Here is a 14154-nt window from a genome sequence, read left to right on the forward strand (position 1 = left end):
CTTAGCGGTCGTCCACTAATAGCGGCAAGCCATCGACCCGTTTTGTTTTTCGTGGTCGGTGGTGCCTCACGATCGCTAATACCGCTAACGATACGATCATCGCTAAGAGTGAATACCCAGCGTATAGCCTTACCGTTAGACGTTTCTATACTGTCGTCGAACGCCGAAAAGGTGGCTTCATAGTTTCCGGGTGATACGCCGTCGCCACCGGATTCTTGAATTACATATTGCATAATAAAATGCTCCATAGAAAAAAAGTAAAAAAGTTAAAGTGCTGCGTCATCGTCACCGCTGACGACACCGCTAATACCGGGTAGTGAATCAACATAGGATTTCGGTATCCGGTATTGTTTGCCTATCGACACGCTAGGCATTTCACCACGCTCGATCATTCTTACGATCGTGGTCGGATGCACGCATAGTAGCGTTGCTACTTCTTTGGTCGTGTAAAACATTTCTTAACCTCCGTTAATGAAAGGATTCGAAAAACGTACACCTTATATAGAGTCGATAAAATAGTTTCTTAAGACAAAATCCGAAAAAACGAAAAAAGTTTTCTCAAGCTTGAAAAGTCTTAAGGATCGACAAAAAACTACTAACGCATTGTTAGTAGAATCGTGAACGGTGGTGGCAGGTGGCAGGATCGTACCCTTACACTCTTGCCACTCTTGCCACTTGCCACTTGCCACCGGGCAAGGAAAGGTACCCTTTTGCCACTTTTGCCACCTGCCACCTGCCACCTGCCACCTGCCACCTGCCACCTGCCACCTGCCACCGGGCAAAATAACTTTTTCGATTTTTGTAGTGAACAAACGTTACTATCGACCGGCAACCTATCGTACTGATTTTTTTAGCGTTTTTTTTCCTGTTTTGGGAAAAGCATTGGCGTTATAAGAATCAACGAATACGAAACCGTTACACCTTTATGCATATAACGGGATCGAGACTTATAACAAAACGATAACGTTATGCGTGTAACTGACCGAGACTCATAAGAAACGATAACGTCATGAGTATGATGGACCGAGACTTATAATAAAAACGATAACGTTATGCGTAATGTTGTTAGTGTGTATTATGGCCTGGAATCAATAGCCTTACGACATATGAAAAACTTTTTCGTTTTTTCTCGTTTTTTCGCTGAACGAATCCGCTACTCACTACGATAGTAGTGATACGGGTAATTCTATTACGATTCAGCAATCGTAATCGGCAAACAAAAAACGCCAACGATTGCCGAACCGTTGGCGTTAAACGAATTGCTTAAGCCATAACTATCGCTAACCGATTGGCGGTAGTTTATTTATTGCATCACGCAAGTCGTCATCGTCTAACTTCGTGTACGTGTTCATCGTTAGCGTAATCGTTGAGTGTCTTGCTAACCGTTGGGCGGTAGCGGGATGAACACCGGAACGGGCTAACGACGTAATAAACGAAGTACGCAAAGCGTGAAAGTCGATCGTCTCACCGTCATCGTTTGCGATAACGAGACCGGCTCGTTTTGCGTCACGTTTAAAAAACGTTGATGCGATACCCTCCGACGCCCACGATCCAGGCCATACGTGATCGGTCATAGCTATAGATTCCAGGTAACTAACTAACCTACCAACGATAAAGGACGGTAGCGGTAGCGTGACGGTCCTTTTGCCCTTTGCCTCCTTTGCCTTGATCGTGACCGATGCTAGCCCGGTGGCAGGTGGCAAGTGGCAAGGTGGCAAAGTGGCAGAATCGTCATCGTGATCGGTCTTGCCACTTGCCACTTGCCACGGCACGTCAAACGAAAACGCCGATCGTTTTAACGATGCTAGTTCCGATGCACGCAGACCCGTCGACGCTGCGACGACGTACAGCAACGCCCTATCCGATCCACGTAGACGCCAACGCTTACCGCCATACGTCTTGGCCGTTAACGTCGATTCGTACAGTCTCGTTAGTTCGTCCGTCGTCATCGCTCTGCGAATCTTTCGACGATCAACGTCGGCGTTGAAAAGAGAAACGCTCTTCAAAGGATCGGTGGTGAGTATGCCTGTTATCCAGAGCCAACGGCTAAACGCTTTTACCGCTCGTAGGTAGTGGTTACAGGTTTCGAGCCCCGGCTTCGTTTTTCGTCTACGTCCCCCATCGTATTTGCCCTTCGTTCGATAAGCGTTGATCGCTTTGACGATAGCGGTAGCGTTGATCGTTTTCGGTGTCGTGGCGTTGCTATCACGCAATATATCCGTTGCACGTTTAATCGTTTTCGTAACGTGTGAATCGGATCGACCACGACCACGCAATACCGCTTCATAGTCGGCAAGGTAAGACGATATCGGTTCGTCGGCTTTCCGATCCGTTGGCGTGATGCCTAGTGCTCGATCCTTATCCGCTTCGGATTGCAGGCGGACCAGCAACGCCAACGAGGACGTTTCGTCCTCGGTTAACGGTTGCTGTTTCCTCGTCCCGTCTGAGCGTGTCAACGTCCCGTAGAATCGCTTCGATTCGTCGACACGCTTAACCGCATCGGGATCGTCTTTCGTCGTTCTCTTACCTGTCTTGGCGTTCACGTATTTCGTGGACTTTTTACGCCAAACTGTTTTCTTCGTCATCGTGATCGTTCCCTTAGTTGGGGGTTACGTTCACGGTGCGGTTGGCAGTCTTCGTGTCGTCAAAACGATACGCTTGGCCGCACGGTGGCCGCACAGAAAACGGTGCGGCCAACGGAAAACGACCACGACGACACGAAAAAACGCCAACGGCTACGAACCGTTGGCGTCAGCGTAAATCGTTAAAAACGTCGTGTTTTACGGGGTAAAACGTGACGATCACAGATACCCAGGGCGGGACTCGAACCCGCAAGGCCGTATCCGGCCGGGGGATTTTAAATCCCCTGTGTCTGCCAATTCCACCACCTGGGCTGATGCCGTAAAAGACGGCGTTTTTTGAATTTTCGAGCCAAAATTGATGAGCCGAAAACGTTGATGGTGACAGATTCGGCACCATCCTGACACGGAAGCTGTCTTCCAGATCGGTAGAATAACCTGTCAGAATGACTCGAAACAGTGGACGAGGTTCAGCTCGCGAACACATCTCGGGCTGGTATCGACAAGACCGCTATGAGAAGCACTCGGCATCTCTCTCGCAGCCGATTTGACCAAACCGGTGTCTGACGATCGTGATGTCGAGGCGGTAGGGTTAGTCACTCGTGTCGCTTTGAGTCGGTGGACCGGGCAAGGTGCTTGGTAGTATTCAAATTTGGTCCGATGTTGCGTCTCCGCGTGGATAAAACGGTTGCATGTCGCCATTGGTAACAATACACCGGTTTCCCTCATCGAACCGTCCTACCGAACGGTGGTTCGACTCTTCAGGTCATACTTCCCGCCGGCGTCGATCACGACGGGTGTTGGTTTATTGGCAGTCTGGGTGCCGGACGAGTCATAGAACCATGCCGATCCGCGGCCGAGAACTTCGGCTTGATGTCCCGTGACGACGATCGCGGTGGCCTCATCGATGCCGATGCCCAACATCTGAGGGTGTTTCGATAGCAGGCGGGGCAGCGTTCTGTTTCGACCCCGCTCAGCAAAATGAACATCGACGATGACACCACGCAGAAACGAAAGTCCGGTGTCGTTTCCAGGGTACCACAGGGTTTGATTGGTACGTGGGTCCCCTCGGACGAGAAAGTCACCTTGGATTTGTGCGCCCGCAGATGTGCCCGCGATCACACCTCCTCGCTCAAGCACGTCAAGCATTAGCCGGTGCGCGGTCGTATGCTGATACGCGTCCATGAACCGATAGGTCCGCCCACCACCGAAGAAAATTCCGTCGGCTTTCTTAAGTGGTTCGAGGAAAGCGGTGTCGGAGTTGGCCTTCTCGCGCAGTCCTTCTTCGGCATAAAGCACGGTAACATTCTGACACCCACGGTCGCGCAGTTTTTTCGCGCTGAACGAGTCGGGTGATTGAGGAATGCAGACGAAGTTGCCGCTCGGCCCTCCCGCCGATTCGATGAAGCGAGTCCACATGTCGTCGGTACTGCCACCGCCCCCAATAAGAATCAGTGTTCCTTTCTCGACCTCCACCGGTGACGTCGTCTCCGGTGGAAAAACAGAGCGTTCGCGTGATTGTGCGGAGCGTGTCCAGGAGATGAGATCGGTTGTGAACGGGAGTTGCACGATTCGGGCACCAAACGTTTCGACGCGTTCGGGCCAACCGTTCGCCGCCGGCACTCGCGCGACAATGTCATCTTCACCCACAACAGCGACGCGGCGTCCCTGGTGCACCACCATCGCACCGGCGGGCGGAATTTCCCAGTGAACGAGGCCAGCGACCGGAGCGTTCACTGACTCTTCGCCTGCGGTCTCGTCATCGGCAGCGTTTCTATTCTTTTCAATCTGGTCCGGATTGCCACCTGTCTGCACGACGCCGCATGGCAACAATCCGAAACCCGAACGAGATTCCCCCGCATCAAACACGAGGACTCCGAGAGATTCCGCGCCACGTCCATGCCCACCCACGGCCACGCCCATTTGAGCTAACTCTCGAAGTCGCTCATCAAAACGGGTGCCGATCGCGAAAGAGGTCACGTCGTCCGCGAACCATATTCCCGTCGCTCCGTCCAAGACGGCCAGCGTCGATGCTGAGTTTGCCTCCGATTCGGATTCCAACCGCAACACGGTGACCTGACCCATCGTCTTTTCCCAAGCATGTCCATCGATGGTGCGATCGCCACTGATCACAATCACCAGTTTCCCGTCTTGCTCGTTTGCCAACCACGCGAAAGTGCGTCGCGAGACGGTGGAAAGTTCAGTCCGTCCGGTCAACATCAAGGGACCGGCGAGTGGTGCAACCGGATCGCTCACACCGGGAAGAGGCGTGTTTTGGCTAGCTGCAGCCTGCACCCAAAAAAGGCTCGCGAAAAGCGATAAGAGAAATGGTTTCATGAGTAGCCGGGTTGGTTTGGAGTTAGAGCGGGCAGAGAGAGATGCGAAAGAACCATTCGAAGAACGAGATAAAGAGCGAAAGTTATGCAACTTTCACTCATGCAATGACCTGTGGAAGTAGACTCTTTCGCGCGGTATCGAGAATGAGTTATCCGGTAAGGACTGGCATCGGAGGCCTGAACGATGGTGAATCCAGCGACAGTGAAAGCACACGTTATCGTTTGATGAAAATGAGTTCCTATAACGGAAACAGCATGTTGGGACAGAGTGGTCATTGGCAGATGCAACGGGGCAATCTCGACGTGATCGACTGAGTCTGTGACCGAGAGACCAGGCGATTTCCATCCAACGTTGGAGTTTGACGGAATGGCGTGCGTCGCTTCGCCGGGCTATTGGAATCAACATGAGACGCAGGACCATTGCGAGGACAGGTCAAAACACCAACGCTGTTCCCTCATCGCCGTCGCTGGTGGCCCAACCACGACGCATGATGCGAGTTGTGGCATGCATGATGATTTCGCCATCGCAGCCGATTCCGATCATGCCTCCTGATTCAGCGGGCAGCACCTCATCCATCACGGCCTCGATCGCTTGCTGAGCGGATAGGGAGAGGTACTTGACCATCCAAGCTGCCTGCGCGGCGGCCGAATGTCGTAGGAACCGTTCGCCAAAACCGGTCGCGCTGACCGCCAGCACGTTGTTTTCAGCATAGGTGCCTGCGCCAACGATCGGTGAATCTCCAACACGTCCGGGCAGAGCTCGGGTAACACCACCGGTCGATGTTCCGGCCGCCAGGTTGCCACGGTTATCCATCGCGACAGCGCCGACGGTACCCAAGCTAACTCGATGACTTCGTTCGGGTTGATGATGGTCGATAAAATACTCCGGTGAAACGGATTGGCACCCGATATTGAGCGCAAATTGATCTGCCCCCGGCCCCGCAAGGAGACGGTGTCGGCCGTCTCGCAAAACGCATCTGGCCGCATGAATGGGGTTGGCAATCCGCGTCACTGCAGCGACTGCCCCTGAATCGCCGGTTGCCCCGTCCATCAAGCATGCGTCTAATTCGAACGATCCTCCCTGACGCATCACCGATCCGCGCCCCGCATTGAACGCCGGATTGTCTTCCAATGCAGAGACCGCTGCCTGCACCGCGTCCAAGGCAGCACCACCGGCACGCAAGATGGAGCGTCCCGCATCGAGCGACGTCTGCAGTCCCGATCGACATGCTCGGTTGTTATTTTCCACCAGGCTTTCCTCGATCATCGCACCACCATGGACTACCAGGGTCCACTTCGAGCGATGCGATGTCGAATCCATGGAGCGGATCACCGGTTGGCTCGCATCTCTTCGGCATATTCGTCCGCGTAGATTTGTTGCTGTTCGGGGGTAGCCTCAATCACGACGGGCTCGGAACTGCAGCCCAAGACACCACACGAGATAACGATCACCGTCGAAAGCAGAAGGATAGTTTTCATGACAAAAGTCGATTGTTGAGAGAAAGAAACGTAGGACGTTGGAAACAAAGAAACGCGAACGCGACGCCCGTGACTCGAGGGAAGTCGCCAATGACGCCGCGTTTGGAAATCATCACGACAGCATGATGCGAGACGACGAGCTATCTAGAAATCGGAATCGATCACCTCTCGGCTTGCTCGCGTACCCAACGCTCCCCAAAGACCATAAGGGCTTTTGGAACCAGGAGCGCGAGGTCCGGTTTGCCCCAGGCCGATGCCACCCATGCTGCGGTTGCCGGCTTCAATCGAGTCGGTGATGAATCGCACCGCACCATCGCTCAACAGCACGTGAACGCCGCCTGGGTGCTGGCTGCTCGGCGGCAAGACTCCCGAATCGCTAGAGTTGCTCTTCAGGCAGGTCACACTGTTGGGTGGCAAAATCGTGTTCATCGTCGTGTTGAGATAGTTGCGATCTGACCAGGAAAACCCACGTAGGAAACTGCTGCTCGCGATGCGTGCCGGTTCCGTTCCTCCGTCAGTCCCATCGGACCAGAAACCAGGGCGTGTTGGGCTGGTGAACTGCTCACAGTACGCCGGGTTTTCAAACAGGATGTCCGAATCCTCACCATCGGGAGTTGCCCAATTCAACGGTTGGGTTCGCACATCGCGATCACCTAGTCCAGTGGCAAATTCGCCCATCGCGATCGTGTTGGACAAACCATCGAGAACGTCGCGAAAACGCGTTATCGTTCTCGGCATGAACACACCTCGCGCGGACGCTCGCAGGTGATTGACGTGTCCCGTATCGAGTTGTAATTCATCGTTGTATGGTCCCCACAGGAACGACCAGTGCGTGGTGTCGCCCATACACACGCCGTAATTTGTTCGGGCCATCGCCGGCAATCCCACCCCCGGGTCACTCGGGCATCGGAACGAAGGCAATTCGGTCACCCACGGTTTGTAGTTGAATTGGCGAAAGGGAGTCGGTCCCATTTGAGGCCAAGGCACAGCCCGCAATGAACCATCGGCGTTTGTCCCGAGAGGGTTGGATATCTGTTCCCACAGTGCCTGTTGTTCGATGTATGGAAGCAGGCCGACCAACGCACTCAAGTTTCGTTGCGACGACACCTCCGATTGGGCCCACGATCCACCTTCGACGTCCTGTCCGATATCCGAGAAGCCTGCGCCCTGCTCGGGGAATTGTTTGAATGCACTGTGGTAGTTATGGATTGCTAACCCCAACTGTTTGAAATTGTTGCTGCAACTCATACGGCGGGCCGCTTCTCGAGCGGATTGGACCGCGGGCAAAAGTAGACCGACGAGGACACCGATGATCGCGATCACCACCAACAATTCGACCAGGGTGAAACCCCAGGTCTTCTTTTTCTTCGTTTTGAAATGCGTTTGCATCGTGACGAACCTTTTCTATTTGAGAAAAACTAAAACCTTTGAAACTTCAATCCGCCTCGAACGTTTTCACTGAACCTCAGTGTTTTGATTGGTACTGCTGCATATGTGCGCGCAATTCTGGCATGCCCTCGACGTTTTCGAAGAAACGAATCTTCTCTGCAACGAGCGAATCGTTCGAAGGAAGCTCGGGGACCAGCATGTAAGTCGTGAAGCATTCCACGACTTCTTCGTCGCCTCCGACACGTTCGGCGTAAGAGGTCACGAAGTTGCCTCGCAGTTTGGGTGAGCCATCTTCGGCGTAGTCATCTGGAGCTTCACGCCGCCGCGGTTGCGGTCTGGTATCGCCGTCGAAGACTTGCGAAAACTGTTCAATCGAGTCCGTACGCAGACACAGGTAGTGCCCCATTTCATGCACGAGAGTCCAGTCGAGCGTTTTCCGGCGTGGGGTGATGCACCGTGCCGGGTCGTGCCGATTCTTTTCCTTTAGCAGCAGGTACTTGGCGATCGACAGCCGATACCCCTCGCGGTTGACATCGTTGGATCCGTCGCCGCTAAAGAACCCGGCCCAACGTTTACCGTCGAGCACGTTGAACTGCACCAATTCGTTGCGGTACTCCAGCGGAAACAGCGTTTCGATTCTTTGCCAACCGTAAAGCCCGAGCGAGGCCGCCTGTTCATCTCGGACAATCTTCGCAACGAAATCATCCCCCTCGACTTCAAAGACCGCCAAAAACTTTTCGTCCGCCACATCGAGGCATGCCTTGTTGGGGATGGCTGACAACGATTGCAGTTCAGGTTCGCGTGCCGGACAGTCATGCGACAACAAACACAAACTACCCGACAAACCAATCAACAATAGACAAAGTCGTTCCGGGATCTTGGTGAGATGAAATCGAAACATTTGAGAAGGTTCCTTGGAAGCGAAAGCAAAGACGAGAGACGACGTCAGGGTTGTGGCCTCCGTCCGCGTGCGAAAACGCAGTGCGGACAGGTGACGAACATGCCGCGAACGCCGGAGGTAACAGCGGCCCGTGTCGACCGCGTGATAACAATTCATTTGGCAAACAGTTGACCGTCAATGTCTGCAAACGATTTAAACTCAAGCGCGTTTCCGCTCGGATCGAGAAGGAACAACGTGGCTTGTTCGCCTGGCATCCCCGCAAAGCGAATGGTTGGCTCGATTACGAATTCAATCTCTGCCTTTTTGAGCTGATCGGCCAACTGATGCCACTGTTCCATTTCCAACACGACACCAAAGTGTGGGATCGGAACTTGTTTTCCATCGACGGTTCCCGATGCTGCCGGGGCATTTGTTCTCGGCGATCGCGAAACGTGGACGACGAGTTGATGGCCAAAAAAGTCATAGTCGACCCAGTGATCCGTGCTGCGGCCTTCGTCACATTGAAGAACACCACCGTAAAACGCACGCGAGGATTCTAGGTCGTCGACCGGGATGGCGAGATGGAAAGGGGACAATGCCGATTTCAAAGTAGACTCCTAATGGAGATAGCGGGATTGAATGAGTGTTTCTCAAGAATCGTTCGGTAAAATGCCTGCCAAGATGTTGCGATCGAATGTCGTTGTTTATTTGCGATCCGTATGGGGGAACGACACGATGCGACACCACGTCATTCATTGGGTGGTTTATCTTCCAGGTGTTTTTCTAGCGTGACGACGGTCATGTTCTGGATCGTGGCACGATAAAAGCAGCACCAATTCATTACCGAGCGAATGGGTTGGTAGTAGCCGAGGTAGGGCACTTCTCGATCACCACCGTGTGAGTCGATATTCGCTTGGATTTGCTGCACCAAATTGTCGATCACTAACTCAGCATCGGTGTGACGGCCTGACCGCCCGAGCGTCATCGCGAGCGTCGTCTGAATGTCCCACCCGACGGTTTCAAAATCACCTTGGTACCATCGGTCAGACTCGCCGTCGGTCAGTGGGTACGAACCGTCGTTCCCTGCGTTCGGAAAGTCCAGTCGTGACTGCATCGCGGGATCGAGCGGTTGCAGAAATCCGAGCAGGAAGTCTGCTTTCGTATCCGTTACACCGCTGGTCACCAGGGGCAGGATCTCGGTCGCCCACTGTCGACGTCGACTGAGATATTCACGGGCGGAAGAAACGTTCGTTTCGGATTCGTAGACTTCGTGGAGACGGCGTTTGGCTCTTCGTTCGTGTTTGCTGCCGACGGGCATTTCTTTCCATCGATCCCACAACTGGGCGACCGAAAGCCGGTCGCGTCCGTCGACGACGATCTCGTGAGGAAGCATCTCGATCTGAGTGACCCGCGAGGTCGTTCGATCGGTTACTGAAAAGTATGACGCCACCAAAATGGAGACCGCGAGCACGATGCTCGTGAACACAAGACGTGGTATCGCAACCTGCGTCCGATCGATCAACCGACTATCGAGCGGTCCTATCGCATCGAGCTGACAGGGCAAGGCAACCGAAGTGGGTTGTTGAATATGAGCCAAACATCCTTGCAGTAATTCCGCGACTTCCTCGGCCGATTCGAATCGTTCGGTCGGTGTCTTTTCCATCAACTTCGACACGATTTTGTCGAGCCACGGAGGGGCGTCGGGATTGATTTCTCGTATCGGTCGGGGCGATTGATCCGTGATCAACCGCAACAACCCGTAGATGGTCTCCGCTCGAAAGGGAGCCTCTCCCGTCGCCATCGAATAGATCACTGAGCCGAGGCTAAACAAATCCGAACGCGCGGTAACCGTTTCGCTGCGTGCCTGCTCAGGAGACATGAACTGGGGAGTTCCGGTTAGGATTCCTGTCTTCGTCAAGCTCGGGTCGTCCAACGCCACCGCAACGCCAAAATCCATTAGCTGAGCCCGGTCGGTTTCTCCATCGAGAAAGATATTGGCCGGTTTCACATCGCGATGAACGATCCCCTGAGCGTGCGCCGCGGCGAGCCCCTTCGCCGCTTGCATCGAGATGCGCAAAACCTCGCGGAGTCCGAGGGCGCCGTGATCGTTCAGTCGTGTCTGCAACGATTCACCGCGCAACAGCGGCATGACGAAGTAGGGCACTGAATTCCATTGGTCAACGCCATGGATCGCCATCACATGATCATCGACCACCGCGGCGATCGCCTTCGCTTCGCGAGCGAACCTGGCGCGGCTCGCCGCCGACACTGCCAAATGCGGCAACAACATTTTGATCGCTACGAAGCGATGCAGTGATCGGTCGAAACCTTTGAACACACCGCCCATGCCACCGTAGCCAAGGATACCCGCAATTTCATAATGCCCGATGCGTCCTAACATGTCGGGGTAGTCAGTCGGCGCTAGCAATCGAGTCAATTCGAAATGAATTCGATCGCTCTCCTGAGTGCTGGATGCCCGTGCGGCAGTTGCCTCACGGGCCCAACTGTCCACGTCTCGATTTGCCGACGGGGACTCGGACGCGAGCGGTGCAATCTCGTCACGGAGGTAACGCCCCGCGTTTCGCCACCACCTGTCAGATCCGAACGCGGACTCGACTGCACGGCAACACGATTGACACTCGTTCAAATGGGATTCAATTTCGGCGGTCTCTTGGGCTGAAAGACTGCCGTCGAGCAAGGCGGCGATCGTTTGCTGGTCGAGGCATTTGACAAATGAATTCATTGGGAGTCTCCCCATAAATCCGATACTTCGAGAGCCTTTTCCTTCAGACGCTGCATCACACGAAACCTCGCCATGTAGACCGCACCGATGCTACGGTCATGCCGCTTCGCGACTTCCGCCGCGGGTATCGAATCGATCGCGGTTTCGGCAAACATGGTCCACGTGAGTTCGGAGAATTCATCACGGATTTGCCGTGTAGCCCATCGCATCGCCTCCGCGTGAGTCTCGCGGTTGACTTCCATCTCAACAGCCGAGGCGTTTCCTGGAATCGAGTCAAGGATTTCGCCCACACACGTCAAGCCGGACCCCGCATCGGGCTTCGCTCGCGACAGGACGTTGATGATTTGGTTCTTCGTAATTCGAATTAGCCACGCACGAAACGGCGGCTTGCGAGGATCAGGAACCCAACAATCGATCGCTTTGGAAATAGAAACGAAAACCTGTTGCGTGAGATCTTCAGCATCTGCATGTTGAATCCCTCGCTCGCGAGCCATGCGGTACACGGCCGGGCGATAGATGTCCATGAAGGTCGACCAAGAATCGCTATCGGATCGGTTTTTAACCCGGGCGATCAAGTTGTCGTTCGTTTCAGGCCAGTCTTGCATTGAAATCTCCTACAGGAATCACACCGAGCATCAATTAATCTTTCATCCGATCGAGACGAGTTTTTGCAGGGCACGCTACATCCCATTCCGTAAGGGAAAGGGCTCCCCCGAGACGATCGCCTAGATGAAAATCGGGCACCCTTGTGCGGCAGAAAAAAAGATTAAAAATTCATCCGCTAATCGTTGGCATCGATGCATGCCATGAGACCGATCGATGACGAGCTTACCGATTCGTTAGCGTAGACTCGGTTTTGCGCAGTCACGACGTTCGCGCGAACGTGGGCGCAGGCGAAACAGTTCGTCGCGGTTCATACTCTCGCCTTTGCGAACGACGTCCCATGAGCCGAGAGTTTGCGCGAAATGTTTCTGCAAGTGACGTTGTTTAAGGGTTGCTACGTTCGTCGCAACGAGGTCCGCCGTACAGTGACGTTAGCTACAACCAAACGGGAACGGTTCTCGATTGCTCTATCTTGCCAATCGGCATGGCATCAATAGTCGGGCGTTGTTGGCCCTTGGCGAGATCGACTATTGTTCGGCTATCACCCAGTGCATCTCGCCCGCAATCGGTTCCCCGCTCGCCACCCCCGCGATAGGCAACCACGCACTGAGATAGTCTGCGCCCGCATGCCACCGCGCCGTATTCGGAGCGTTCGAAACCTGATGTGCCGGTCTCGTCAAACTTCGGTGGCCTGAATTCAGGCGAATTTCAGCTACATGGAGCAGACACGTCGCTCTCAAGATGCACCAGCATTCTGGCGCCCCTGGTTTCGAGCAGGCGGTAGTGGATTTAGTTAAAGATCCTGCTGCACGAGGATCGTTAGCAAGATCCACTACCCGAAAATGGAGCTGACATAAACTGCTAGAAGAACGTTCTGTTTAGTGAACACGATGCCACTTACCTGGTCGATGAGGTAATTTCGGAGTAGCCCGAGTGACCAGAGCCCATACCACCCTGATTCGGGTTCTGCCGGTTGTGCGTCTAAGGCCGCTTTTTTCCGAATCGATTGCCCCGTCTTCGGGCAACTTTTGTCTCGCGCTATCCGATTGACCTACATAAGTTCTATCAGGACTAGGGGCTTCTCATGGACTATTCAGGGCACGCGTTGTCATATGTCAACCAAAACCACGAAACGATCCTCACCGTTTGAGATCGCCCGAGAGGCACTCGGACACGTGGGCAAGTTCCAAACGCCTCCGACCCCTAGCGTCTACGAAGTTTGGTATCGATATGTCGAGGGCGTCGACGACATCATCGCGAATTTGTCCCACGCAGTGGAAGACGTCAACGCTGTCAGCGTGGACATGCTCGAGCAACTGCACAAGCAGTACTGCGTCCATATCGAAGACACGAACACCGATTTAAGCGACAACCTCGCCTCCGAGATGACTTCGCTGCAGTCGATTCTCGAGTCTCAAATGGACGCGGGAAAACAATTCGGAAGTGAACTCGACGAAGCCTGCAATTCGCTGCAGGACGCACCCGCCACTCCTGAGAATGTCGCCGAGTGCGCCCAGCGATTGCTGTCGAGCAACAACACGATGCAGGATCAGATTCGACAACTGCAAACCCAACTGCAGGCGTCGCAGTCCAAGGTGCAAGCGTTGCAGGAGGAACTCAACGAATCCCGTACGGCGGTGATGACGGATCCTCTGACGAACCTAGGAAACCGCCGCCACTTTGATGTCAACGTGCGTCAGTCGTTGATGCTCGCTCGCACCGAAAATCAACATTCGTATCTGCTGCTCGTTGATCTGGATCATTTCAAATCCATCAACGACACATTCGGTCACGATTGTGGCGACAAGGTCATCATGTACGTCGCGTCGCAACTAACTCACCTTTGTCCGAACGCTCCTATCTCAAGGCTCGGTGGAGATGAGTTTGCGATCATTCTGCGAACCGATGACTACTCGGAGGCCACCGACGTCGCCGCCGAGATCCGCCAGTATTTCGCATCGACGCCATTGAAACTCAGTGGGAGCAACGAAGACCTCGGCAAGATCGAAGTTTCCATCGGTGGCTCACGTTTGCGAAACAACGATGACCATGAAACCTGGTTCGTGCGTGCAGACAAACTGCTCTACGAAGCCAAAAACGCCGGCCGCAACAGCGTGATGCTCGAGCATGCACGCTGAGTGTTGC

13 protein-coding genes and 1 tRNA gene are annotated in these 14154 nt (G+C 54.0%); 2 read left to right on the plus strand and 12 right to left on the minus strand.

From position 1 onward, the window contains the following. The 5 genes from RSSM_RS34855 to RSSM_RS31840 all read right to left on the minus strand — a co-directional run. A partial coding sequence (locus RSSM_RS34855) for a hypothetical protein (RefSeq protein ID WP_236621268.1) occupies window positions 1-233 on the minus strand: 233 nt, incomplete at its 3' end. A gap of 33 nt (window positions 234-266) precedes the next feature. Continuing rightward, a complete protein-coding gene (locus RSSM_RS20485; protein WP_044303146.1) occupies window positions 267-455 on the minus strand; it encodes a helix-turn-helix domain-containing protein in 189 nt (62 codons plus the stop codon). A gap of 825 nt (window positions 456-1280) precedes the next feature. After that, window positions 1281-2585, minus strand: coding sequence for a tyrosine-type recombinase/integrase (locus tag RSSM_RS20490; protein ID WP_081613855.1), 1305 nt, complete (start codon window positions 2583-2585; stop codon window positions 1281-1283). Between the two features lie 223 nt (window positions 2586-2808). Beyond that, window positions 2809-2894 (minus strand) — tRNA-Leu (locus tag RSSM_RS20500). Between the two features lie 423 nt (window positions 2895-3317). Continuing rightward, window positions 3318-4916 (minus strand): Type 1 glutamine amidotransferase-like domain-containing protein, encoded by a 1599-nt coding sequence (locus tag RSSM_RS31840; protein WP_008683233.1) that lies wholly within the window; start codon window positions 4914-4916, stop codon window positions 3318-3320. A gap of 143 nt (window positions 4917-5059) precedes the next feature. On the opposite strand from RSSM_RS31840, the gene RSSM_RS33860 reads away from it, so the two are divergent. Further along, complete coding sequence (locus RSSM_RS33860) at window positions 5060-5230, plus strand: hypothetical protein (protein ID WP_008683234.1); 171 nt, start codon at window positions 5060-5062, stop codon at window positions 5228-5230. 118 nt (window positions 5231-5348) lie between these two features. Here the strand turns inward: RSSM_RS33860 and RSSM_RS20510 are convergent, their stop codons facing one another. The 7 genes from RSSM_RS20510 to RSSM_RS20535 all read right to left on the minus strand — a co-directional run bounded on the left by RSSM_RS20510 (window position 5349) and on the right by RSSM_RS20535 (window position 12011). After that, the gene (locus RSSM_RS20510) at window positions 5349-6236 is read right to left on the minus strand and encodes an isoaspartyl peptidase/L-asparaginase (RefSeq protein ID WP_008683235.1); all 888 of its coding nucleotides are present in this window, start codon (window positions 6234-6236) and stop codon (window positions 5349-5351) included. Window positions 6237-6244: 8 nt separating this feature from the next. Next, complete coding sequence (locus tag RSSM_RS33865) at window positions 6245-6394, minus strand: hypothetical protein (RefSeq protein WP_008683236.1); 150 nt, start codon at window positions 6392-6394, stop codon at window positions 6245-6247. A 144-nt stretch (window positions 6395-6538) separates the two neighbouring features. Continuing rightward, entirely contained in the window at window positions 6539-7783 is a 1245-nt protein-coding gene (locus tag RSSM_RS20515; protein ID WP_008683237.1) for a DUF1559 domain-containing protein, read from the minus strand. 76 nt (window positions 7784-7859) lie between these two features. Next, the gene (locus RSSM_RS20520) at window positions 7860-8684 is read right to left on the minus strand and encodes a hypothetical protein (protein WP_144059988.1); all 825 of its coding nucleotides are present in this window, start codon (window positions 8682-8684) and stop codon (window positions 7860-7862) included. A 152-nt stretch (window positions 8685-8836) separates the two neighbouring features. Beyond that, complete coding sequence (locus RSSM_RS20525; RefSeq protein WP_201767216.1) at window positions 8837-9259, minus strand: VOC family protein; 423 nt, start codon at window positions 9257-9259, stop codon at window positions 8837-8839. A 152-nt stretch (window positions 9260-9411) separates the two neighbouring features. Beyond that, window positions 9412-11406 (minus strand): protein kinase domain-containing protein, encoded by a 1995-nt coding sequence (locus RSSM_RS20530; RefSeq protein ID WP_008683241.1) that lies wholly within the window; start codon window positions 11404-11406, stop codon window positions 9412-9414. Continuing rightward, window positions 11403-12011, minus strand: a complete 609-nt coding sequence (locus RSSM_RS20535) for an RNA polymerase sigma factor (RefSeq protein WP_008683243.1) — start codon at window positions 12009-12011, stop codon at window positions 11403-11405. Before RSSM_RS20535 ends, RSSM_RS20530 begins: the two co-directional genes overlap by 4 nt. A gap of 1110 nt (window positions 12012-13121) precedes the next feature. Here RSSM_RS20535 and RSSM_RS20540 point away from each other — a divergent pair. Next, window positions 13122-14147: a GGDEF domain-containing protein gene (locus RSSM_RS20540; RefSeq protein ID WP_008683248.1), complete on the plus strand. Its 1026-nt coding sequence runs from the start codon at window positions 13122-13124 to the stop codon at window positions 14145-14147. The last annotated feature ends 7 nt before the right edge of the window (window positions 14148-14154 follow it).

Origin of the sequence: Aporhodopirellula sallentina SM41, from assembly GCF_000346505.1 — a bacterium.
GTDB classification, from domain to species: Bacteria; Planctomycetota; Planctomycetia; order Pirellulales; family Pirellulaceae; genus Rhodopirellula; species Rhodopirellula sallentina.

What these genes read in the sequence shown, in the direction of transcription:
- RSSM_RS33865 (WP_008683236.1), bottom strand. Translation starts at nt 6,394, where the DNA reads ATGAAAACTATCCTTCTGCTTTCGACGGTGATCGTTATCTCGTGTGGT.
- RSSM_RS20490 (WP_081613855.1), bottom strand. Translation starts at nt 2,585, where the DNA reads ATGACGAAGAAAACAGTTTGGCGTAAAAAGTCCACGAAATACGTGAAC.
- RSSM_RS20520 (WP_144059988.1), bottom strand. Translation starts at nt 8,684, where the DNA reads ATGTTTCGATTTCATCTCACCAAGATCCCGGAACGACTTTGTCTATTG.
- RSSM_RS20535 (WP_008683243.1), bottom strand. Translation starts at nt 12,011, where the DNA reads ATGCAAGACTGGCCTGAAACGAACGACAACTTGATCGCCCGGGTTAAA.
- RSSM_RS20485 (WP_044303146.1), bottom strand. Translation starts at nt 455, where the DNA reads ATGTTTTACACGACCAAAGAAGTAGCAACGCTACTATGCGTGCATCCG.
- RSSM_RS20515 (WP_008683237.1), bottom strand. Translation starts at nt 7,783, where the DNA reads ATGCAAACGCATTTCAAAACGAAGAAAAAGAAGACCTGGGGTTTCACC.
- RSSM_RS33860 (WP_008683234.1), top strand. Translation starts at nt 5,060, where the DNA reads ATGAGTTATCCGGTAAGGACTGGCATCGGAGGCCTGAACGATGGTGAA.
- RSSM_RS31840 (WP_008683233.1), bottom strand. Translation starts at nt 4,916, where the DNA reads ATGAAACCATTTCTCTTATCGCTTTTCGCGAGCCTTTTTTGGGTGCAG.
- RSSM_RS20510 (WP_008683235.1), bottom strand. Translation starts at nt 6,236, where the DNA reads ATGGATTCGACATCGCATCGCTCGAAGTGGACCCTGGTAGTCCATGGT.
- RSSM_RS20530 (WP_008683241.1), bottom strand. Translation starts at nt 11,406, where the DNA reads ATGAATTCATTTGTCAAATGCCTCGACCAGCAAACGATCGCCGCCTTG.
- RSSM_RS20540 (WP_008683248.1), top strand. Translation starts at nt 13,122, where the DNA reads ATGTCAACCAAAACCACGAAACGATCCTCACCGTTTGAGATCGCCCGA.